Origin of the sequence: Stenotrophomonas maltophilia (genome assembly GCF_039555535.1) — a bacterium.
Lineage (GTDB): Bacteria > Pseudomonadota > Gammaproteobacteria > Xanthomonadales > Xanthomonadaceae > Stenotrophomonas > Stenotrophomonas maltophilia_Q.
This window is the reverse complement of record NZ_CP154630.1, coordinates 1,879,049-1,900,621: the sequence shown is the minus strand read 5'-3', so window position 1 is coordinate 1,900,621 and position 21,573 is coordinate 1,879,049. Positions and strand designations below refer to the sequence as shown.

The window sequence follows — 21,573 nt, the reverse complement described above, 5'->3', positions numbered from 1 at the left end:
CCGGGGCGGGGCGCTGAGGATGGATGCCCATCCGGACGCAGTGCGGGTTGAATACACCCTCTTCCCACGATAGCCTCCGAGGTGCCCAAGGAGGGCTATCAACGGAGTGAAGCATGAAGATTGGATTCAAGCTGTCTGTTGCTATTGCGGCTGCTGCACTGACCCTGGGAATCGGCAGTGCCTCCGCGCAGTCCCGCTGTACCCCGTGCTACACCGCCTACGATGCTTGTCTGGCGGCGGGCAATGGTGAGAACGTCTGCTACCCGGCGTTTGCACGTTGCCTGAGAAACAGCGGCTGCACCATCCCGTAAGTCACGCGTTGCCGTGATGCGTGCCGGCCCCCATCCGGGGGCTGGCATTGGCGGCCCGGCGCTGTGATTTCACCCCATCCGCATCCCAGGGCTCTCGCGGGCCTGCACGTCAATGTCCTGATGCCGCTGCACAGCCGCCGGTTGGCGGTCCAGGCTTGCGGCCTCGATCTGCTGCAGCGACTGCGCAACCGGGGTCTGCACCGCCACGTCAGTGGGCATCGAGACGCGCAGGTGCGCGGGATCGTTCATCCCGCCCTGCACCACGAACACGTTCCGCCCTGCGGGACTGTCGGCGGTCTGGGCGCTCAGCAGCACATGGTCGGCACGTTCAAGCTGGTTGCGGCGGGCCAACGCCATCACGCTCGCCACAAGACGCTCGCTGTCCTCATCGTGGGTACGCCCGGCGCTGGCATCGATCGCGGCCACGCCTTCGCGTACCTGCTGCATCAGTGCGTACTCACGGTGGCCTGGACGGATGTCGGCCAGGCGAGTCGGTGCCAACGAGGGATCAGGCATGTCGTCCACTGCTGCGGTAAGCGGGCTGCGGGTTATGGTCCGATACGGGTCATCCGGGTGGAACCGGGTACGTTTCTCCTGTCGCTCCAGGCGGACGTCGCGAGCGTCGTTGAGCTCGGCGATGCGGGTGGGGTCGGTGATCTCGCGCATCGACACGTGGCCGCCGCCGGAACTGACGCTGGCCCATTTCCTGTCCGCCTCGAAGTACATCGCGTAGTAGCTGTTGCCACCGATGACGTTCGGATCGACCGCCGAGCGCCCTTCCAGTATCTGGGTGGCTTCCAGCACGCTCAACCGGGTCAGGTACTGGCCGCCCTTCGCCCATCCCATCTGGCTGATGGCATCGACGCTGGTGTTGCCCACGCGCGGGCCGCCGGCGTAGTCGTTGTTGAGCATGTTGGTCCAGATCTGTTCCAGCTTCTCGTGGCCGCTCTTCTGTTCAGCCGCCTGCAGCAACACGCGCGGCGTCCAGCAGTTGGGATCGAGTTCATGCCGTTCAAATGCACGGTCGTGGGCCAGCATCACATCCTTGCCGGGGAGATTCAGTGCCAGGTCTGGGCGGCGCTCGTTCATCCACTGCTGCCGCAACTCAAGATCTCTTTCGAGCAGGGTCTGCCCAAAGGACTCCCATTGCCGCTCGGTCAACTGTGCATTTGAAAACCGGGATCCCTCTTCCTGCTGGGTCTTCGCATAGTTCTGTGCATAGGTGTTCGCGACGCGTCCCGGCAGGCTGTCATTGCGTACAACACCCAGTGCCAGTGTCCCGTACCCATCGGCTCCCGGCAGTTGCGACAGGTAGTTCCAGTAAAGCTCGCGGTTGCCGTCTCTGGCATAGTTTCCAAGGACGCTCAGATCGCGTTCGGTCAATCCACTCATACCCTGCCTCTTCTCTTCCTTGAATCACCGATCACTTGGACCGGGTGCGCGCGATGACGTCCCTGACGGCCTCTTCCATGCGCTTCCAGTCCTTCAGAAACGCTCTCTTGTAGTCCAGGCTGACGGACAGCTTGTTGTCGATGTCCACGAAGTAATGAACGCAGCCGGCTGCTACTTCCCCAGGCTCACTGATCACCTCGCGCCCCTCCAGCCGCACGCCGTCGCGTCGGAATTCCTCGCCGTCACATTTGACGAACGAGCTGATCCGGCCGTCGCCCTGGCGTGCGATGTACCAGTCTCTCTCGTAGGCGGGATTGCGGACAGGCGGCTTTCCGTACCGCGCCTCATGCTTCTTCGCGTACACCACCATCTTCGCTTCATCGATTGCATAGGGCGTCAGGCCCAAGGTCTCCGGCTGTGCGACGCGTTGGTCGAGACGGTCCCTGGGATCCTCCCTTTCCACAGAACCCTCCTCCGTGATGGCTTCATTTGACGACAGCCTTGAGAGCAGTGTTTCGACGGGAACGCGATCAACGTAGTTGATCCGAATGGGAATCTCCTTCCGGAAATCATTCGTGCGCGGATTGGCGCGGGCACCCGGCGCCGTCGGCGTCATGTCCGGCCACTCGATGACAAGCGTCACCCCCTCGCCCGGCCACGGTGCGATCTGGCTGTCCAGGTAGTTGGCCGGAATGCGGAAAGTGTTCGGCCCGAGCTTCACGTCCACGGGGGCATCGGTATAGGTGTGACCGTTGATCGTGCGGCCGGTCTGGGTTGCGCCGGACATGGCGGGATTCCTTTCGTTTTCGGTGGACGGTGGCCGTGCACACGCGCCGGCACTCATTACGACGGCAAGTGCAAGCGTCAGGCAACGGCTGGGGGACATCACGTGCATGGGCATTCCATTGCAGGGTTCCGGGGCCACTATAGGGAACCGGGCGTCAACGGAACAGGAACCGCATCACCGCCCTTCACGGAGCGAGGCAGCGCTCCACATGCGCTGCCTGCAGTACTTCGGCTATTGCCGCGGCCTCCGGAATGCTGCAGGGGTTCAAGCGCCATGGCGGCGACGCTCGGCTCGCCGCTTCACGCCTCAGCCGTCGCTGTTCGTGCCTTTATGGCCGCGATAGGTTTCACCCCACTCGCGCATGGCAAGCAGTACCGGCACCAGCGTGCGCCCGAATTCGGAAAGCTCGTATTCCACCTTCGGCGGTACTTCCGGGTACACGTGGCGGATCACCACGCCGTCAGCCTCCAGTTCCCGCAGCTGGCTGGTCAGCATGGACTGGGTGGCGTTGGGCACACGCCGCGTCAACTCCATGAAGCGTCGCTTGCCTGTCATCAGGTGAAACAGAATGATCGGCTTCCACACGCCGCCCATCACCGACAGCGTGACTTCCACCGCGCAACCGCTCTTGCCGTCCCAACGCCTGCTACGCATGCATACTCCGGAAAACCATAGTACCTACGGAAAATCATCGTTCTTGTTGCGATAACGGTGCGAGCCTAGCATGGGCTCATCCACTGAACGTGAGACCGCACCATGAGTTTCAAGGCACTGCTGACGCGCAGAACCAACGACGGCGTATCCACGGAGCTGGTCGATTTCGATGAAGCCAACCTGATGGATGGCGACGTGCTGGTGCAGGTCGAGTACTCCACGCTGAACTACAAGGACGCGCTGGCCCTCACCGGCACGCGCCCGGTGATCCGGACGTTCCCGTTGATCCCTGGCATCGATCTGGCTGGCGTTGTACTGGAATCGGGCAATGCCGGTTTCCAACCCGGTGACCGCGTGGTGTTGAACGGCTGGGATCTCAGCATGGGCCACCACGGCGGCCTCGCCCAGCGTGCCCGTGTTCGCGGCGAATGGCTCAACAGGATTCCCGCCAACCTGAGCACCCGCGACGCAATGGCCATCGGCACAGCAGGCTATACCGCCATGCTGTGCGTGCTGGCACTGGAAGATGCAGGCGTGACGCCCGGGAAGGGCGATGTGCTGGTCACCGGCGCCAACGGCGGCGTCGGCTCGATTGCGGTGGCGATCCTGTCCAAGCTTGGCTATCGCGTAGTGGCTGCCACCGGGCGACCTGAACACGCCGGGTATCTGCACAGCCTGGGCGCCGCCGAGATCATCGACCGCGCGCAGCTTTCAGAACCGCGCGAGCGGCCCGTGAGTGCCGAGCGCTGGGCCGGCGTGGTCGATGTGGCGGGTGGCCCCACCCTCGTCAACGCCATTGCCGAGACGAAATACCGAGGCGCAGTGGCCGCCTGCGGGCTGGCGCAGAGTGATGAGCTGCATGGCTCGGTATTGCCCTTCATTCTCCGCAACGTGACGCTTGCTGGCGTGGATTCGGTGAATGCGCCGCAGGCCGTGCGCCAGCGTGCATGGGACCGGCTTGCCACCGACCTGGACCCGCAGAAGCTGGAAAGCACCGTGCAGCTGATCGGGCTTGCCGAGGTGCTGGACGTCTACGACCAGATCATCCCGGGCAAGGTGCGTGGGCGGATTGTGGTGGATGTGAATGCGTGAGCAGATCGTCTGGATCAACTGCATTTGATGCAGTTTCCATGCTGCGGCGAATGGTGAACACGCAGTGAAACGACGCGGGCGGCGGTGGCCTCAAGCCAACGCCGCTCGCATACGCTCGGGTTCCCATCGCCGCCTGGACACCTGACATGCCAATGACCGCATTCGCGCTTGCCGCTGCGCTTTCGGGCCTGCCCGACATCACCTGGGAGCGCGAGCGCGCCGAAGATGCGCACCAGCTCATGCTGTGCCAGATCCATCGCGATGCGCTGAAGCAGAGCGAGGGCAAGGACGATGCCTATCCGCGTGCCAAGGCGGTCTGCGACCTGCTGGCACGCGAGTACAAGGACAAGTGGGATTTCGATGCACAGGATGCCCTGGCCGCTTCGGCGGTGGATCTGGATGAGCTGATCCGGCGTGGTGATGTAGTCGAAGTACCGCCAACGAAGCAGGATCGCGCCTACGAGTGATGGCACGCGATCCTAGCACCGTGATCTTCTCGGCCTGCCCCAGGTTGCGGAGCCACGAGCGCGCTCCAGCACCCACACCTCGCCCGCCTCAAACCGCCCCCGGCAGCTCGCTCTCGATCTGCTCAACCAACTGATTGAAGACGGGTCTCCTCTTCATGATCTCCAGCACCGAATCGCCCACTTCATCCAGGATCATGGGGTCCGCACCACAGGAGAGAAGGTAGACAACGGCCTCGAGGCTTTCACTAATCACCGCGTTCGCCATCGGGGTCAATCCAATATCCCCGAGTACGTCGATATTGGTGACGAACGGCATCAACTCTTTGAGTAGATCCACTTCGTTATTGAACGCCGCTATATGCAGCGGCGTATCGTCGTCGATCCCATGGCTTTCCGGACTGGTCAACTGGCAGCCTTCGAAGGTGTGGCACTCATCGAACCTTGCCAGCAACCTCTTCAATTCCGGATCCACTGCATTCATCGGGGCATTCCCTCCCAAGCCCTTCTCCAAGCACCGCTTCCACTCAACATGCAGTGAGCCGCCGGATCGTGGCACACCATTGCACAGGTGCATAGTGGCACGTACGGAGCGCACATCCGGGACGCACGCGATAAGCGCGACACCCCGCGACTCCACAGACCACTTCCTGCGTATGCGAAGCCCTTACCGAGGTCAATCCGCGAGCTGACGACCACAGGCGGCTTCCAAGCCCCTTATCATGTGGGCTTAGGGGCTCAATAAGCCCTATTGACACTTGCAAGGCAATATCTGGATGTCTATGGAATGGTGCTCCTCGGGCTGGGGCCGGCGTGTGACCCGTTCACCCCATTGGTCGCTGCGGCTTGATGGCGAGTACGTTGAACTCAGTGTCTCCGGCCAGCAGTACCGGCTGCGCGTGGATGATGAGCAGAAGGTGCAGGTCCAGCGAGGGGTCTTCTGGTCACGGGTCGAGCTCCAGACCGGCGATGCTTCTGGGCTGTGCGTAGACGGGCTCCCCAACGGACAAGCGTCGCGGCTTGCGGCTGCGCTGCAACACGTCCTCTTTGCGCGAACCACGCGTGGGCGCAAGGCCCTGTTCGACAACGTTCTGCAACAGATCCAGTCGTGGTTGAACGACGCGGACGCCCTCATCGACCGGGGCAATGCCGGTCGCCGCTGGATCACCCACGAGCAGCAGCAGGCGCTGCTGGCGAAGCGCTCCGCCCTGTCCCTGCATCCGCCGGAGCTGGAGCAGCTGTTCCGCGATGAAGACGTGCATGAAGACCTGCACGCGGACAGCCATCGCGCAGCGCTGGACGCCCTGCGCGACTGGAACCTGGATTGGTCCGCTGCCTGGGCCGAAGCCAACGAGGCCATGACCCGGCGTGAGCTGGTGTTGGCCAAGGACTTCCTGGACCGGGTCGAGAGCAAGCCGCTGACCGAGGAACAGTCCCGCGCCGTCATCTGCTTCGACAACCGAGTCCAGGTCGTGGCCGCGGCCGGTTCCGGCAAGACCTCCACCATGGTCGCCAAGGCCGCTTACGCCATTGACCGCGGCTTTGTCGAACCCGAACGCATCGTGATGCTCGCCTTCAACAAGGACGCTGCCAAGGAGCTGGAGGAGCGCGCGCAGCGATCTTTCGATCGGCTCGGCATGGGCGACAGCGTGGTTGAGGCCCGGACCTTCCACGCCCTGGGTCTGGCCATCATCGTCAAAGCCACGGGGCGCAAGCCCGATATCCCGGAATGGGCCACTGACGCCACATTGGGTTTCAACAAGCTGGCCGAACTGGTGGACGACCTGAAGGACCGCTCGACCCACTTCCGCACCCAATGGGACATGTTCCGCCTGGTGTTCGGGCGTGACCTGCCGCCATTCGGCGCGGAAATGGAGGCCGACGGCTACGACCACGATGGCACGCCCTACATCCGCGCCCTGCAGGGTGAGCGGGTGAAGAGCCTGGAAGAGTGCGTGATCGCCGACTGGCTCTTCTACAACGGCGTGACGTACGACTACGAGCGGCGCTACGATTTCGATACGGCAACCGACACCCATCGCCAGTATCGCCCCGACTTCTATTACCCGGACGCCGGCCTGTATCACGAGCACTTTGCGCTGGATGCCGATGACCAACCGCCGGCGCACTTCGCCCATTACGCCGAAGGCATGCACTGGAAGCGTCAGCAGCATGCGGCGCACGGCACGGCCCTTGTCGAGACCACTTCGTTTGGCCTGCGCAGTGGACATGCCCTGCAGAATCTTGCGGAGAGGCTTGGCGAGTCCGGTGTCGAACTCGACCCCAACCCCGACCGCGAGCTGCCCGAGCAGGGCGCGAAGCCCATGCCGGACGCGGACCTGATCGGCTTGATGCGCACCTTCATTGCCCATGCCAAGAGCAACTGCCTGACGCTGGATGATATGGCCGAGCGCCTGCGACAGATGCCCGAAGACCAGTTCAAGGAACGGCATCGGCGCTTCCTGGAAATCGCCAGCCCTGTTTTCCAGGCCTGGGACAACGCACTGGCTGACGAGCACGGCATCGATTTCGAAGACATGCTCAACATGGCGGCCGGACTGCTGGAACAGGGTCGCTATGAATCGCCCTACGAGCTGGTGATGGCGGACGAATTCCAGGATGCCTCGCGCGCCCGCGCTCGCCTATGCCGCGCCTTGGTCAGTAAACCGGGGCGCTACCTGTTTGCGGTGGGCGATGACTGGCAGTCGATCAATCGTTTCGCCGGTGCCGACGTTTCGGTGATGACCCGATTCCGCGAGTGGATGGGCCATGGCCAGGTGCTGAAACTGGAGCAGACATTCCGCTGCCCCCAGGCGCTCTGCGATGCGTCCAGCCGTTTCGTCAGCCGGAATCCAGCGCAGATTGCCAAGGCGGTTCGTTCTGCCGCACCGGCAATGGGGCCAGTGCTGCAAGCGTTCCAGATGAATCGTCGCGAGGAGCTGCAGGATGGCGTTCGCCAGTACCTCGCCAGGCTGCATCAGCAGCTGTTGTCAGGCGCGGTGCCGCAGGGCCGCAATGGGCGCGCGACTGTATTCATCCTGGGGCGGTATCGCGCCGATCGCAGCGCGGTGCCACCGGATTGGAAGACTGCCTTCGGCAGCACGATGGACGTGGAGTTTCTGACCGCACATCGATCGAAGGGGCGCGAGGCGGATTATGTGATTCTGCCAGGGATGATCCACCGAGGCTTCCCCAGCCTGCGGTCGGACGACCCGGTGCTTTCGCTGGCGATGCCGGATGGCGACACCTATCCACTGAGCGAAGAACGGCGGTTGTTCTATGTGGCGCTGACGCGAGCGCGGCGGTCGGTTGCGATGTTCACTCTGCTGGGGAAACGTTCGCCGTTCCTCGATGAGCTGATGCGGGACGGCGCGGTGGAAGTGACGAGCCTGTCTGGCGTGGCCATCCACGAAGAACGTTGCCCGGTGTGCAAGGTGGGCGTGTTCGTGGACCGCAATGGGCCGCACGGGGCTTTCAGATCGTGCTCCAGCTATCCGCTGTGCCATAACAAGCCGAAGGGTGGGCGCCGGGGATGAATACAACCCGCTCCATCCACATGCGCCTACCTGCATCAGGGCACACAGGCGCCGTCTCGGTTTCGCCCCCGGCATGATGCGCGGCATGGCGTTTCCGGAAACGAAAAAGCCCCGGCAGGACCGAGGCTTTTGTCTGGATGGTGGCGAGGCTGCAGGGTATCGCAAGGTCCCCACACGTCCTCGCCGCGTCTTATTACGGGATAATGCAGCCGTTCAGACGCAAGCATTGCATATAGTTCCGGATACAGATACTCAAGTCTGTACCTGACGCCTCGCATGCAATGTATTGGACCTCGCAGACGGAACAAGGGCCAGGGGCTTTCGCCGTGGCGCTACTGATTCCAAAGGTCAACGCACAGGCCGCAACAGCAACAGAAAGCTTGAATCCAATCTTCATGCCATGACTCCGTTGGTCGCCCTCCTTGGGCATGCGCGGGTGCTCCCCCTCCTCTCTGCCGGCGTGAACCGCAAGACGGGAGAGACCAACGCTCGCTACGGCCAGCAATTCGTGGTGGACTTCGGCCGCTACCTGAAAGGCTTAGGCTTTGCCAAGGGAATCGGCTTCCATACCTTCCGCCATACCCTCGCTACCGAATTGGATGTCAACGATGCTCCGGAGAGGGAGATTGCGCTGGTCACCGGCCACAGCACTGCTCCCCGGGATCGGGTCCAGGTGCTGCGCAAGCACTACCTCCACAAGAAACCGTACGTGACCCGGAGCAAGCAGATCAGCGCCATGGAGCTGTATCGGCCCAAGGTGGAATTGCCGCGATACCAGGAGGGGCAGTTCGCCAAATGATTGACCGACTCCAGCAAGTTCTTTCCTTGACCTCTTTGCCCTCCCTTTTTCCCACCGCTGGGCTCCGCCGTCAGTGGCGGGTGACTAAGACCAGCATTGCCTACTTCCCCCTCTCTTTACAGCAGCTCCAGCACGCTCACTGTTGAATAGGTCGCTCCGCCAACAATCCATTCCGCAGGACCAAGACACCGCGCGCCAAAAGTGTTTCGGCCCTACCCACTAGAGCAGCACGCAGCTGCGCGCTCGTCGTTCGGAAGCCCAGCCGGCGCGACACGTGAAGCGCTACTTCATCCAATGATGCCCCTAAGTTCTCGCGCACCAGTTCCAAGATCGCGACATCCATCTCCATGGGTGGAAGCAACTCAGGTCGACGCAAGCTCAGAGAATGAACGCAGCTTCTGTCCCTCACTCGAACAGCGCGACCGGGCCACAGGAGGAACTCCCCATCCTGCAACACCAGACCGTCTTCAACCGCCCGCCGGATGCCCTCATCCACCGCACTCTGGATGCGCCCTCCGGCTCGTTGCAAGCCCCATAGAGAACGAATTCGAACAACGGCCTCTGACCGATGGATCGGGCCCTCGACGTGAACCAAGTCGCGCACAAAACCTGCCATCCGCATTGCAGGAACTGCATGCAGCTCCTGTTGCTGACTGGGCACCGCGAAGTTGGCTTCCACATAAGGCTCGGTGCTGGGCAGCTCGTCAGAGCTAACCAGACCCACTTCGACGAAGTCGTCGTGTTCCACGCTCTCGATGTTGACTGGAACGGCGCGTGATCGAGAGACCGTCTCTGCCTCAAAGGGGTCCGGCTCCAGTTTTGAACGCTCGATGACGCGCACCAGGGCATCAAGTTCCGCGGCAGGCCTGAGGAACCATTCCGCACTCCATACCCTGTGGACTTGCCAGCCCTTATCACGGAGCGCCTGGTCACGTAGACGGTCTCGATCACGCGCACCGTTGGACCTTCGGTAGGAGTCTCCGTCGCATTCGATACCAATGATGTAGCGCCCTGGCCTCTCCGGATCGGCGATGGCAATGTCGACGAAGAAGCCGGCCACCCCCACATGCATGTGAAGGTCGTAGCCACGAGCGATGAGCGCTTTTGCAACCTCCTGCTCAAACGTCCTTTTGCGCTGTTCGACAGCCTCGTCGGCGATATGGAGGCGCCCTGTGCGGGCATAGTGCAAGAACAGTTTGAGTGCAGCAGTGCCCTTGCCCTTGCCTCGACTGAGATCGATGTCTTCGTCAGTGATGGACGAAAAGACCTCACATCGTTGTTTGGCGCGACTGATGAGCACGTTGAGACGTCGTTCACCGCCTTCGCTGCTGACCGGTCCGAAGTTCATGCTCACGCCGCCGCGCGAATCTTGGCCATAGCCGATAGAGATGAAGATGACATCGCGTTCGTCGCCCTGGATGTTCTCCAAGCTTTTGACGAAGAACGGCTCGTGGGCGTGTGCCGTGAAGAAACCTTCGGTCTCAGGATGTTGGCGACGCAGCAGCTCCACTTCGTCAAAGATTGCCCGCCGTTGCTGGGTCGAGAAAGCGGCAGCCCCCAAGGTAAGATGCGGTGTCGTTTGTGCGTGAGCAATGACCGCCATGGCAACAGCCTTCGCCTCACGCGCGTTGGTGCTAGTGCCACCACGATCATAGACGGCGTCGGGCAGGTGGTGGAACCGCAGACCCACGCCCGCCTCACTCGTGTATGGGCTTGGCACGATCACTAGCTTGTTCTCGTAGAACTGACTATTGGACACCGCAATTAGAGACTGGTGGCGGCTTCGGTAGTGCCACTGGAGCATTCTGTCCGGTAGCCCCCGCGCGAGGCAAAGTCCCAAGATACTCTCAACATCCGCCGGCGCTGCGGACTCATCCACATGTGTGGACGAATCGCCCAGAGCTCTTGAGAAGAACCGCGTGGGCGGCAATTGACGCTCGTCGCCTACGATGACCAGTTGCTTGGCGCGGGCAATGGCACCCAAGGCGTCGATTGGCTGGACCTGACTAGCCTCGTCGATGACCAAAAGATCAAATTCCACCGCACCTGGGGGTAAAAACTGCGCCACCGACAGCGGGCTCATCATGAAAACCGGCTTGAGTGCTTGGATGGCAGGCGCCGCCGACACCATCAGTTGGCGAATAGGGAGGTGGCTTCTCTTCTTCGCCATCTCGCCGAGAATCACCGCCACAGGGCCCGCCGCCCCGTTCTTCGACGGGATTCGCTCGCGATGCGAGCGGGAAACCTGCCTCCGAGCCAAGTCAATGCGGCTTCGATCTAGCTCGCAGAACGACTCGACAAGCTCGGTCTGCTTCTTACCGTCGAACGTCGCCAGTTCAGGGGCCCGCGCCACCATTGCTGACAGAACCGCCTCATAATAGGCTAGATCGAACGTGCCCCGAGCCTCATCAGGAGTTAAGACACCGGTCGCCAGCGCATCGACGAAGTTCTTCAGTCCACGTCGTTTGGCCACATTTGCTTGAGCTATGTAAGCAACCCATTGCGGGAGCCCTTCCGGATCTGCTTCCCACGCTTTGAGCTGGCCTATCGCGGCATTCACGGAGACGTCAGCGGTATTCGATGCGACCTCGTCGTTGCCTGCAAATCGTAAAATAGTGAATAGCTCAGAAAGCTCGATGTCCAGCCTTTCAGCTTCCTCAAGCTGATTTGTCGCCTGCTCAAGCATCTGCTGGGCGTCGACGGTGCGCGAGGCCAGCATCCTCAAGTCAGCGTTGGTAGTCATCCAGAGACAAGCATCTTGGAGCGCAGCAGCATCCGAAGCGAAGCCTCGCCACAGGTCACCGAACGCGGCTTCGCCTTGCCGGTCGACTTGAGCCAGTGCGGCAAGTGCCGCCTGAGTGCTGGTCAGAGCGTCGATGCGTTCGAGGGCCAGTGACACGGTCATCGCCTTAGCGTTATTCAGCGAATCGCACGCCGAAATTGCCTGTTCGAACGGGGCCGTGTCGTCTAACAATCGATGCAGCGGGACCCTTGGAAGCGAGGACTCTACCGCGCTCCACAGCATCTGCCCGCTAGTGAGCAATGATTCATGTATGGGAGACAAAAGGGCTTGGACTTCGGCCAGTCCCGGGCCAAGGCGAGCCGCCAACTCAGCCGCTAAGCCCTTATCACCAATGGCGGCGACTTGCTCGCGCGCACCCAGCCCAAGCGGGCGCATGCCACGCATCCAAGCTACAACGCCTCTTAAGAAAGCGGCATCAGAACGATCACGCTCCCAGTTGGCGCCGAACGCTTCTTCACCCTGAGCATTTCCCTCGTCGAGCCGGCGGAGCGCTGCCTGGGCGTCAAGGAGTTTGTCCAGTGCTGGCAACAAATGATCAGCTGGAAGCTTTGGATTTCGCAGCTGCGCGCGGACCAGCCGATTTGCGGCACGCCACTCGCCGCTTAAAAAGCGCAAGAAGCTCCCGGTACGACTGGCGATTTGCAGCCGAGCGCCCTCAAAGTTGGAAGACCATGCAGAGTCGCGGAACACCTCACTTAGTTCACGGCGGGCTGCCTGGACCTGTTGCACCCATTCGACCAAGTTCTGGACCGAATCAACGCCTCGCTCCCAAATACGAGCAACCAAAGCATCGCGATCAATCTGTGGCGCTGAGCTGGCGCGCTCCGCAAGCGCACAGACATGAGCCATTACCTCGAATGTTAGCGGCCGCTGCTCCCCTACCAACTGGGCTAGACGTTCTAGGTCAGACCCCATGCCTGACAGCTTCTGGTGCGCATCGCGCATCACAGACAGTTCCCTGACGAGGACGAAGTCACCAGGAACACTCGACAACTCTTGCCTCGTTTGCTCCCATACGCGTTCAACTGCCGAATCGGCCGCAAATTCGTTACAAGTTCGGCGCAGCTCCTGCGCACGCCGAACGTCTTCGACCAGGCTCTCGAGGCCCGAAGGAGTCTCCCAAGACGCGTCGGCGAGTGCACCGGGTCCGAGTGCCGGTGCCGTCAGCAGAACCTTGGTTCGGTCAATTGCGGCTTGTGGCGCATCTAGGCTGTCCGAGAACGTAAGGTCGAGAGCGCTGGTCAGTTCGACAGTGCGTTGCCTCCATTCCTCCAGAGTAGTGGCGAGTTCAGCGATCTCCCCAATCAACCGGTCCCGATCGTTCGGCAGCAGCGCGTCATTCCCGACACCGGCCCAGGCGTGCTGGTCGGGGATACCCATTGCAAGGACTCGGTCGCACAGGTCCTGAAGCAGCTTCTGGTTTTCCTCTACCCTGTCCCACGCCCACTCGAGCGGCGAATCAAGCCGGATGCGGGCCGTGACATATCCCTCCCGACGCAGCCGAACAAGGTTGCCGAACACTTCGTAGGGCGTCAGTCTCGACGGAAGCATTTCTTGGTGCAGGCGCGAGGCATGGGCGTTAAGCAAATCGCGTCGCTCAGTGAGCTGACGAACGATCGGCCCGCTGTCCTCATTGGCCAGCGGGCTCAAGTTCCATGTGAGCCGAAGTTCTTCCAGCAGGGCTCGCTTGTTCGCCTTGTTGCTGTGAAGTTCAAGACAGGCGGCGCCGAGTCGAACTTGGTCCAAGCGCCTCTTCACAACTTCTAGAGCCGCCAATTTCTCCGCCACGAACAACACGCGCTTCTTATCGGCAATTGCCCCCGCGATAACATTCGCGATGGTTTGAGACTTGCCGGTTCCCGGCGGCCCTTGAACGACGATGCTCCGCCCCTTGAGTACGTCATGGACAACGAGGGACTGGGAGCTGTCGCTGTCGACGACATGGCGCATATGTTCCGGGCTTACAGTGGCGTCAATGTCCTCTTCGCTTGTCGAAATAGCAGCGCCGGGAAATCCATCCGAAACTACGCCCCGAAGTGCAGGGAGCGCTCCTAAGCCACCAGACTGCTCCCAGCTCGCAGGGTCTAGATCCCGATACATCATGAACTTCGCAAACGAGAATAGGCCCAATACCGCATCGTCCGGCACGACTGCCCAGTCAGGCTTACCCTCAATCAGGGACGCAACCTTGGACAGGTAGTCATCGATGTCGAGGCTTTCGAACTCATCGATTTCTGGCAGCTTCATCTCAAACTGACGTTGCAGGAAGAGCTGGAGCGACAGGTTGGCGACGATCTCATCACCCTGCCATCTGAGGTGGAATTTCTCGCCTGCGTTGCTGCGCTCCAACGCGACGGGCACCAGCACGAGTGGAGCATATCGGTCGATCTTAGGGGTGGTCGGCGCACGCCATTTTAGATAGCCAATACCGAGGTAGAGCACGTTGATGCCCTGCTCTTCTTGAAGCGTGCGGGCATCAACGTAAAGATCTAAGAGTCGCTTCTGCAAGCCGGTCGGTGTCAAGCGCGTCATCAACTGGGCGTCCCAGTGGCTAACGCGGCGCCCCTGCTCGTCCAGCTCTAAGTTCGGCTGCGCCAGAAGTTCGAGGTCGTCCAGCTCATCCTCGACAAGCGTGAGGTCAGCTTCCGCATCAACACCCTTTACCTGGACGGCGCCGGCTGAGTCGGACTGATCGCCTTCCTCGCCTACGGCATCGTCTGCGGCTGTCTTTGGGTCGGCCCTACCTGCAGCGAAAGTGAAGCGCTTTCCATCGATGACGAGCGTCTGATACATCGCCTTCGCGAGCTCATTGACCACTTCCACCGTCTTAGCGTGGCCGGACCTAGGGACGCTAAGCAACCGGTTGCGGGTCGATAGGTCCAGCAGCTCGAGGCGGGCCCGATTGACCTTGTCAATCAGCGAGCCTCGCTCCCGGAGCACAGATCCGCTCTCCGGGGCGTCGACCGTCCCTTCCTCAAACGACTTATCCATGTCTCCCCCCCTATGGCCCGGAACTGGGCGCCAAGGCTATAGTGCCTCCATCTGGGCCGGCCTTCCAGCCGGCGACCAAAGGTATCCATGGAAGGCCTACGCCCGACTGAAATACATTGGATCATCAGCCACTACATTGGCGTGTCAGGCGGTTACCTGGGCGATTTCACCTATTCATCCCACCGTGAGTTCTATGCCGCCTATTGCGACCTAACGATCGATCCGGAAGACTATCCGGGCACCACGCGGCAACGCTTCTTGGCGGTGCTCTCTTCCGCCGATCCGCAGACTCAGGCGGCGATAGTGCGAGGCGTTGCCCGCCGATTTCCGGTGGGGTCAGAGGTCCAGCGGACCCTAGATGCACGTTCGAAGCTGCTTGCCATGGCAAAGCGATGCAACCAAGTAGCCGCCGTAGAGCCGACGTCACCCAGGTTAGCTAGCGAGCTGGTGCGTCAAGCCTTGGCCGATGCTGCATCGCTGCTGGAGGTGCAGGGTCCAGTGAGTGCCTTGGATCGCGTTCACACGGCCCTCCATGGTTATTTGAAAACGGTATGCCAATCGGCAGGGCTGAACCTGGCTTCGCTGCCAGCAGATCCTGGAGTCACTCAAGTTTTTAAACTGATGCGAGAAAGCCATCCTGCGCTGCGCGATATGGGCGTCCAAGACGACGCAATGCGCAAGATTGTCTTTTCCATCGGAAATATCCTAGATTCGCTTAATCCGCTCCGTAACAGAGGGAGCCTAGCTCACGCCAACGATCAGCTTGTCGAACGCGATGAGGCGCTGCTTGCCATCAATCTAACCCGCAGCATCATTCAATACCTAGATAGCAAAATCGTGACTGATCGCAATACGTAGGACTGCAGCCGACAGTCTACCGTCAGCGGCCTGATGTTGAGAGGCTGGGACGAAAGATCCACTTAGACTGCGCCAGTTATCACTGATTGACACACTCACCTTGCTGAGCTCTCGCCCCCCTTCTAGCGAACTCGCGCATTCGGTGCACCAGCTCCTCCTGTGCTTCCTTGGGCAATCGTGCCATCACCAGGGTGGACTCTGCCCTGGGTTCGCTGACAGCCTGGAAGTAGGCGACGGGACGCGCGTCGTCAGCTGCTGCAATGCGGTGGTGTTGGCCGCAGTCCTTCCAGCCACATCGGTCACATCGCTGCGCAAAGCAATGATCAGCCCTGCCTGCGACGTGATCGTCTCGTCATGCTGGGTAACCTTGGTGCTGAGATCTGAGATCTGAGATCGCCTGAGCGTTATCATTGCCTTGGCCGATGATCGACATCGTTCTGCAGTTCCAGCTTGGGGAGGCCATCATGGGCGCGGCTGAAAGACTGGAAGAGCTGCTATCGCTTGATCACGTGAGCCAGATGACCGGTATGGACACCACCTTTATCTGCGGAGAGATCAAGGCCGGCCGCTTCCCGCGCTCTATCCGCATCGGACGCCGCGCACTCTGGATACAATCCGAGGCGCAAGGCCGGGTTCGGCAGCAGATCGTGCAGAATCGATCTTTGCAGGTGAATGGGTAAGCGGGCGGGTAGCGAAGGCCGTAGAAACAGAAAAGCCCCTGTGTCCAGGGGCCTTTTGAAATCAGTGGCGGAGAGAGTGGGACTAAACGTGCCCGAGCCTAAGCCATTGATCTGCCTACAGAACTCAAACCGGACTGTGTCCTGGTGAGTGTCCTTCAAGTTTACGACCGGCGAGCGGGCCAAAGCAACGTATCCGGAGATGACATCCTTAGCCAGCGGACCATCATGGCTAGTCAGCTTTTCGTAGTGAAGATGCCTTCTCAGGAAGTCAGCTTACCTCCTGGCTGGATGATTCACCTAAGTGCGCCGCCATAGTGATCCAAGCTCTTCCAACCCTCGCATCCGAGTAACTGCCAAGACATGATCTTTGATGTCAGGAACGCCATACTCGATGACCAATTCCACAACCTCTTTTTGCGGCAATCCACTAGGCCTCACGGGATACTCATCAATAGGCTTGAAGATGGAGGCATCACGTGGATGGGGCATCGGCCAAGTGTTCCCTGAGTTCATGTGACAAAGGCGAACGCGTGACGCATGGCTCGACAGTAGACTTGTAGTGTCCACAGTCAACACGTCGTGCTCGAACTCGCCATATGAGTTTAGCAACCGGAGCAAGCGCTCTCTCTGCGCCCAAAAGAACACCTTCCCATTGATCAAGCGATACCAGTCAGCGGCAGTTAGATCAGGCGGCAATGCCCTCTCGATCCGACTGGGTGGCATCGGCTTCTGGTCCCGCAACACGATGTCATCCGAAAGCCCTGGATGTATCGACGCCATCTCGGGACGATGCCGATCTTCAAATTTTGCACGTAGAGGGCCACTGACATTCAGTCTGTCCAGCGCGGCAGTTGCAGAGAGCAGTCCTCTGGCGTGAATGCTCGGCCAAGAGCCAGCATTTGCCATATGAAAAATACGCGGATACCTAGCTATGAGATGGCTGATTTCCACAGTTATGCGCCTCGCTCAGAACGAGCAGTCCAGTTTCTTCGGTCAATGATAGACCGCAGGTCTTCAAAGTCCGCATCCTTTTGCGGGAAGCGCGTATTGATCAGTGATACGGGTGCCTGTGCAACCCGCTCGACCTCTTCAATGAACTTGATCGTGTCGTCCGCCAACTGGTCGAACCGCCTCGCCTGAGTATTCTTCACATCCAAGTAATCAACGAACGTGAGAACTATGTCCGTCGGCGCATTGAGGTTGCAAGCGCGTCGGAACTCAGCCCACTCAAACCAACCGACACGGCGCTTCCGTTTGGTCGTAGAGGTGATTTCGGCCCCAATGACCTCCTCTGGGACAAGACCAGCCTTTTGCGAGATAACTTCAAAGCTTGTCTCGTTCTTCAAGGTTCCAGACACTCGCCCCTCATCCCCATCCGGATTAGCCACTCGGATGGGTGTCGTGCGGACCACCATCAAAATCCTCCGTACGCGACTGGGTGATATTCCAGCCTCTGCCAAGCAACCAGCAACATTGGTGTCGCGAGAAGTTACATGGGGGTACGCGCCATGATAAAGACTCAGAGCACTTCCTTGCGTGCCCTCAAGCAATACCGAGTGACCCGAGCGGTACGCATTCTCTAAGACCTGCTCGGTGGCTCTAATGAAGGGCGCTAGCTCCGGGATGTCCCTTGCCAGCCTTACCGGCGAACTTAGTGCTCCTCGATACCTTATTCGCCGTGCTTTTGCCGCACCACTTCCGCTGCCGGTCGATGCGATCGCGCCAACTACACCTTGGCATTCCTCATCGATGTCGTCTTGCTCAATGATCGTGGCCTGTGGATCGATCGCTACGCGATGCGCGGCAATACCAAACTTTTTGATCTCTTCCAGCAACTTTTCAACATTGATGGTGAAACCTGGTCCCAGCACAAGGAGCGCCGTCGAGAAGCTCGCGCCAGACGGAAGCTGATGGTGAACAGCCTTGCCGGCCGCGTTCGCGACCGTGTGGCCGGCATTTGGGCCACCGACTCGGACGAGGACGTCATACTCATTGGCCAAGTAGGCAACGATGTTGCCCTTCCCTTCGCTCCCATATTGCCCTCCCACAAGCACATCCACACACTTGACGTCAGGAGGCGTAAGCAGATGCAAGTGCGCGGCAACACGAACGAGCGTGTCTCCATGGTCTGATCGGTTTGTGGAAATTCGAACATCGGCATCGGCTTTGAGGAGCTCAACCTCGCCTTCTTCTAGTGAATCAACTTCATCATAGGTCAACGCGCCTGGGAGAGACCCTTCGCCGGAAAGATACATCTGATGCAGTCTTTCTAACGATGCATAGAGATGTACGTGCGTTAGCTGACTTCTAAACTGCGACCGGAGCTGCTTGACGACTCGCGACGACAGAGCACCATCTATCACGATACCAAGCTGCCCATCGTCAAGGGAGCTGAGCGCGGCGACAACGCGGTCAATGAGCCGGTTTCCCTCCTCGTCACCACCTGGCGAAGTCGCAGCTTCGGAAGACCTCTCTGCTTGCACGCTCAGGTCAGGCGGCAAAAGCTGGAAATTAAATCTCTCTGACAACGCTCGAGCCAAGCCTGTCTTGCCCGCACCAAGCTTACCCGTGATCAAGACAACTCGATGCTGATTCATGTCAAGGCATCTCCTGGACAATGCGTAGAGCGAGGTCGGCAGGAGAAAGACCATCCACATCTATCACAACGTCAGCGATGACGCCGAGGCCGCGGGCGCTTTGCTCATTCGAATGAGCTACGGCGGCCGCGTAGTCTTGATCTGAACCTGCGTATCGAGAGCGAAGTAAGACGTCCGATGCATGGAGATGGGCGTGATAGACAGCCCCACCAAATTCGTCTCGAAAATGAGTGACTTGTCTCGATTTTCGGACGGCATCGACGATCCATCTATCGATGAGCGGATTGGCTAGCAAAGCATTGACAGTGACTGGCCTAACGACCCAACCAAAGTCTGTCTCGTCATCCAGTTGGTCGCCCTTGATCTGCTGTGCACGCCTCAGCTTTACTGCATCGAGCGAAACGGCGTCAGGAATAAGCGCGTTTAGATAACTGCTTGTGCTGACCTTCATGAAAGCATGCCTCTCCGTAAGCTCCTTGGTCAGGGAGGACTTACCCACACTGAACGGCCCGCTTAAAAGCAAGACTTTGCTATTGGCCATCTCTAGGACGCCCCCCGCGTCGCAATCCACTGCCAAATCTTGGCAACGCGATCGTGCCATGACACCTGTAGGTATAGCAACGATAATGGACTAAGGCTTTCGTTGCGTAGGAAAAAACCTACACGCTTCCAAGCGGCCGGCGCTTAGAGGAACCCGCTGACTACATCAGGGCAATTTGGCGCGCCATCAATTGGGCCAGCCGCCATGCTGGCGCTCCATATCTATACTGCGCAAAGCAAGCCACGGGTCGGCCCAGACGCTACTTGGGTACAACCAGCCGACCCATCTATACCACCTCAGGCTTGCCCTGAAATAACTCCTGACGACCAGAAGCACAATTTCGAATGGAATTAACCAAAAACTTTCTATCGCTGGAAATAGCGCTTTAATCCAGTCTTTAAATTTGTGAAATTCAAATAAAGCACAGGCTTTATCGGCAGGCGTTCTTCAATTCACTTCTCGCGCCTACGCTATTGGCCTGAAGTAGCCCAAGATGCTTCGAGGATTAACCACAGCTATCTGAACATGCCCCTTCTCAGAGAAGCCTGCACCTGGATAGAGCTCTTGACCTTCCCAGAAGGCGCCCCGCAGTGTGTCATATGGGGGAACTCCTTGGTCGTCCCGCAACTTCTGCATAGTCTTTATGACTGCGCAATCTAAATATCGCGCCCGACGATCAGGACCCGATACGTTTTGCGGTGACTTGGCCCCACTTGCCACAAGCGCGTCACTAAAAATGCCGTGCGCCACCTTCATTTCCGACAAAGCACCACTATCCAAAAGATTAAAACAAAGACCTAAATCAATAATAGCGCCCACGACAAACGGCTCTTTGATGGAACCTTTTGTCGTTCTTGGATCACGAACAACCGCCTCAGAAGCGAATTGAAAGGCCCTTTCAGGACTATTTTCCCAAAAATATATACCAGGGCCAAGCCAATCATAATCGTTGGCACTACTCTTCAGTGAACTAGATCCGGATAGAATCTGCTCACCTACTTCCTTTGTGCAGCCATGAAAGCCTAGAACAAACGAAGAGTGGCGCTTGTAAAGCTCCCACATAAAGGCGCTCCTTGCCCTTTAAATTCATCCACCGTAGCGCTTCGTAAGCCTGCCTGTTGGAGTGCTCACGCCAATCCCGCGCAAAAATTCCAAAGCAGCATCCTTATCGGACGCCAACTTCAGGGAGGTTGCCTTTAAACGAGGTGCCATCTCCGGGTCAGACAAGCGAACGAATTTCCCGGTCGCCGCGGACCGAGAGACGGCCAACGCGTTCTCCAGGGCAAACGATGTTAGTTTTTTTTTCGCTACCATGTTGACTTCTCCTTGCGCGAAGTGTAAGCCAGACCTCAGGTGAGGTCAAGAAGAAGAGATGGATATCCTACGCGCTGCCGCAGGATGGGCTTCTCCAGCTAGCTCCAAGCGCGGAATGAAAGAACATGCCTGCGAGCACCGATTCTTCAAAGCAGATTAACGGCTGTTGTCCCAAACGCACCATCCCTGTTTGACTCGAAAAGCGATGCCTCGGCGGACCTGAGTTTGGCGCTTCTTTACGATTAGGCTGGAAAATGGAACAATGCCTGCTTGTTAAAATGGATAGGCACCATGAGCAAACCGACCCTGGATTCAATAGCTTCCGCTAAAGCCAAACTGACCGAAGAACTGCGCAAGTTGGAAGAGCAGGAGGCGAAGCTCATTGAAGATGAAGCATCTGACGCGTTCCTGCAAATCTCCGATCTGTTGACTCGCTATGGCCAGCACCTCACTACCAAGCAGAAGGCTGATATTGCTAGCCAGGTTGGGAGCTCTTCTAATGGCTCGGCTCGCCAGAAAAGGGCTTTTAGTGAAAAAAAGGCGGTCGCGCAGAAATACTGGCTGCCCCACACCCAGGAGACCTGGTCGGGCAGAGGCCGCACCCCTCGCTCGTTCGCGGCGTGGCAAGGCACGGCTGCATACAAAGAGTGGAAGTCCAAGCACCCTGACGAGAAATTCCCCGCTTATCCGGGCTAATAGTCAGCAAAGATCCCCATTCCCGGGGATCTTTTTTGCCAGTGCTTTTCCAAGCCAC

The 21,573-nt window shown here is 59.3% G+C and carries 16 protein-coding genes and 1 pseudogene; 8 read left to right on the top strand and 9 right to left on the bottom strand.

Annotated features, from left to right (window positions below):
* Positions 1–113: 113 nt before the first annotated feature.
* Positions 114–311 carry a hypothetical protein gene (locus tag AASM09_RS08765; protein WP_080355030.1) on the top strand — a complete coding sequence of 66 codons (198 nt, stop codon included), beginning with the start codon at positions 114–116 and terminating at the stop codon, positions 309–311.
* A gap of 69 nt (positions 312–380) precedes the next feature.
* Here the strand turns inward: AASM09_RS08765 and AASM09_RS08760 are convergent, their stop codons facing one another.
* The 3 genes from AASM09_RS08760 to AASM09_RS08750 form a co-directional block, all read right to left on the bottom strand.
* A complete protein-coding gene (locus AASM09_RS08760) occupies positions 381–1,703 on the bottom strand; it encodes a Smlt3024 family type IV secretion system effector (RefSeq protein ID WP_049429705.1) in 1,323 nt (440 codons plus the stop codon).
* Between the two features lie 31 nt (positions 1,704–1,734).
* Positions 1,735–2,598 (bottom strand): Smlt3025 familytype IV secretion system inhibitor, encoded by an 864-nt coding sequence (locus tag AASM09_RS08755; protein ID WP_049429706.1) that lies wholly within the window; start codon positions 2,596–2,598, stop codon positions 1,735–1,737.
* Between the two features lie 198 nt (positions 2,599–2,796).
* Positions 2,797–3,144 carry a winged helix-turn-helix transcriptional regulator gene (locus AASM09_RS08750; protein ID WP_049429707.1) on the bottom strand — a complete coding sequence of 116 codons (348 nt, stop codon included), beginning with the start codon at positions 3,142–3,144 and terminating at the stop codon, positions 2,797–2,799.
* A gap of 102 nt (positions 3,145–3,246) precedes the next feature.
* Between AASM09_RS08750 and AASM09_RS08745 the strand changes: the two genes are divergently transcribed.
* Both AASM09_RS08745 and AASM09_RS08740 read left to right on the top strand, forming a co-directional pair.
* Positions 3,247–4,236, top strand: a complete 990-nt coding sequence (locus AASM09_RS08745; protein ID WP_049429708.1) for an MDR family oxidoreductase — start codon at positions 3,247–3,249, stop codon at positions 4,234–4,236.
* Positions 4,237–4,382: 146 nt separating this feature from the next.
* On the top strand, positions 4,383–4,703 hold the full coding sequence (locus tag AASM09_RS08740) for a hypothetical protein (protein ID WP_049429709.1): 321 nt from the start codon (positions 4,383–4,385) through the stop codon (positions 4,701–4,703).
* An 88-nt stretch (positions 4,704–4,791) separates the two neighbouring features.
* Here the strand turns inward: AASM09_RS08740 and AASM09_RS08735 are convergent, their stop codons facing one another.
* The gene (locus AASM09_RS08735) at positions 4,792–5,184 is read right to left on the bottom strand and encodes an ankyrin repeat domain-containing protein (protein ID WP_049429710.1); all 393 of its coding nucleotides are present in this window, start codon (positions 5,182–5,184) and stop codon (positions 4,792–4,794) included.
* Positions 5,185–5,482: 298 nt separating this feature from the next.
* Here AASM09_RS08735 and AASM09_RS08730 point away from each other — a divergent pair, with 298 nt between their 5' ends.
* Both AASM09_RS08730 and AASM09_RS08725 read left to right on the top strand, forming a co-directional pair.
* Positions 5,483–8,236, top strand: a complete 2,754-nt coding sequence (locus tag AASM09_RS08730) for a UvrD-helicase domain-containing protein (protein WP_049429711.1) — start codon at positions 5,483–5,485, stop codon at positions 8,234–8,236.
* A gap of 424 nt (positions 8,237–8,660) precedes the next feature.
* Positions 8,661–9,035 (top strand): annotated as a pseudogene (locus AASM09_RS08725) (integrase); the annotation flags it as partial.
* A gap of 136 nt (positions 9,036–9,171) precedes the next feature.
* On the opposite strand, the gene AASM09_RS08720 reads toward AASM09_RS08725, so the two are convergent.
* Positions 9,172–14,829: a DUF3320 domain-containing protein gene (locus tag AASM09_RS08720; RefSeq protein WP_049429713.1), complete on the bottom strand. Its 5,658-nt coding sequence runs from the start codon at positions 14,827–14,829 to the stop codon at positions 9,172–9,174.
* 87 nt (positions 14,830–14,916) lie between these two features.
* On the opposite strand from AASM09_RS08720, the gene AASM09_RS08715 reads away from it, so the two are divergent.
* Complete coding sequence (locus tag AASM09_RS08715) at positions 14,917–15,687, top strand: abortive infection family protein (RefSeq protein WP_049429714.1); 771 nt, start codon at positions 14,917–14,919, stop codon at positions 15,685–15,687.
* Positions 15,688–16,109: 422 nt separating this feature from the next.
* Positions 16,110–16,367: a helix-turn-helix transcriptional regulator gene (locus AASM09_RS08710; RefSeq protein WP_238378684.1), complete on the top strand. Its 258-nt coding sequence runs from the start codon at positions 16,110–16,112 to the stop codon at positions 16,365–16,367.
* Between the two features lie 297 nt (positions 16,368–16,664).
* On the opposite strand, the gene AASM09_RS22185 is transcribed toward AASM09_RS08710, so the two are convergent.
* The 4 genes from AASM09_RS22185 to AASM09_RS08695 form a co-directional block, all read right to left on the bottom strand.
* A complete protein-coding gene (locus tag AASM09_RS22185; RefSeq protein ID WP_430523913.1) occupies positions 16,665–17,273 on the bottom strand; it encodes a DUF7002 family protein in 609 nt (202 codons plus the stop codon).
* Positions 17,274–17,320: 47 nt separating this feature from the next.
* Positions 17,321–18,964, bottom strand: coding sequence for an adenylosuccinate synthetase (locus AASM09_RS08705; protein WP_100443806.1), 1,644 nt, complete (start codon positions 18,962–18,964; stop codon positions 17,321–17,323).
* A 1-nt stretch (position 18,965) separates the two neighbouring features.
* Positions 18,966–19,415, bottom strand: coding sequence for a hypothetical protein (locus AASM09_RS08700; protein ID WP_152906585.1), 450 nt, complete (start codon positions 19,413–19,415; stop codon positions 18,966–18,968).
* 555 nt (positions 19,416–19,970) lie between these two features.
* Positions 19,971–20,567, bottom strand: coding sequence for a hypothetical protein (locus tag AASM09_RS08695; protein WP_080355034.1), 597 nt, complete (start codon positions 20,565–20,567; stop codon positions 19,971–19,973).
* A gap of 543 nt (positions 20,568–21,110) precedes the next feature.
* On the opposite strand from AASM09_RS08695, the gene AASM09_RS08690 reads away from it, so the two are divergent.
* Positions 21,111–21,515, top strand: coding sequence for an H-NS histone family protein (locus AASM09_RS08690; protein ID WP_049429718.1), 405 nt, complete (start codon positions 21,111–21,113; stop codon positions 21,513–21,515).
* Positions 21,516–21,573: the final 58 nt, after the last annotated feature.

Excerpts from the sequence above, each read along its gene's own strand:
- AASM09_RS08765 (WP_080355030.1), top strand. The coding sequence starts at position 114 with ATGAAGATTGGATTCAAGCTGTCTGTTGCTATTGCGGCTGCTGCACTG.
- AASM09_RS08760 (WP_049429705.1), bottom strand. The coding sequence starts at position 1,703 with ATGAGTGGATTGACCGAACGCGATCTGAGCGTCCTTGGAAACTATGCC.
- AASM09_RS08755 (WP_049429706.1), bottom strand. The coding sequence starts at position 2,598 with ATGCACGTGATGTCCCCCAGCCGTTGCCTGACGCTTGCACTTGCCGTC.
- AASM09_RS08750 (WP_049429707.1), bottom strand. The coding sequence starts at position 3,144 with ATGCGTAGCAGGCGTTGGGACGGCAAGAGCGGTTGCGCGGTGGAAGTC.
- AASM09_RS08745 (WP_049429708.1), top strand. The coding sequence starts at position 3,247 with ATGAGTTTCAAGGCACTGCTGACGCGCAGAACCAACGACGGCGTATCC.
- AASM09_RS08740 (WP_049429709.1), top strand. The coding sequence starts at position 4,383 with ATGCCAATGACCGCATTCGCGCTTGCCGCTGCGCTTTCGGGCCTGCCC.
- AASM09_RS08735 (WP_049429710.1), bottom strand. The coding sequence starts at position 5,184 with ATGAATGCAGTGGATCCGGAATTGAAGAGGTTGCTGGCAAGGTTCGAT.
- AASM09_RS08730 (WP_049429711.1), top strand. The coding sequence starts at position 5,483 with ATGGAATGGTGCTCCTCGGGCTGGGGCCGGCGTGTGACCCGTTCACCC.
- AASM09_RS08720 (WP_049429713.1), bottom strand. The coding sequence starts at position 14,829 with ATGGATAAGTCGTTTGAGGAAGGGACGGTCGACGCCCCGGAGAGCGGA.
- AASM09_RS08715 (WP_049429714.1), top strand. The coding sequence starts at position 14,917 with ATGGAAGGCCTACGCCCGACTGAAATACATTGGATCATCAGCCACTAC.
- AASM09_RS08710 (WP_238378684.1), top strand. The coding sequence starts at position 16,110 with ATGATCGACATCGTTCTGCAGTTCCAGCTTGGGGAGGCCATCATGGGC.
- AASM09_RS22185 (WP_430523913.1), bottom strand. The coding sequence starts at position 17,273 with ATGGCAAATGCTGGCTCTTGGCCGAGCATTCACGCCAGAGGACTGCTC.
- AASM09_RS08705 (WP_100443806.1), bottom strand. The coding sequence starts at position 18,964 with ATGAATCAGCATCGAGTTGTCTTGATCACGGGTAAGCTTGGTGCGGGC.
- AASM09_RS08700 (WP_152906585.1), bottom strand. The coding sequence starts at position 19,415 with ATGAAGGTCAGCACAAGCAGTTATCTAAACGCGCTTATTCCTGACGCC.
- AASM09_RS08695 (WP_080355034.1), bottom strand. The coding sequence starts at position 20,567 with ATGTGGGAGCTTTACAAGCGCCACTCTTCGTTTGTTCTAGGCTTTCAT.
- AASM09_RS08690 (WP_049429718.1), top strand. The coding sequence starts at position 21,111 with ATGAGCAAACCGACCCTGGATTCAATAGCTTCCGCTAAAGCCAAACTG.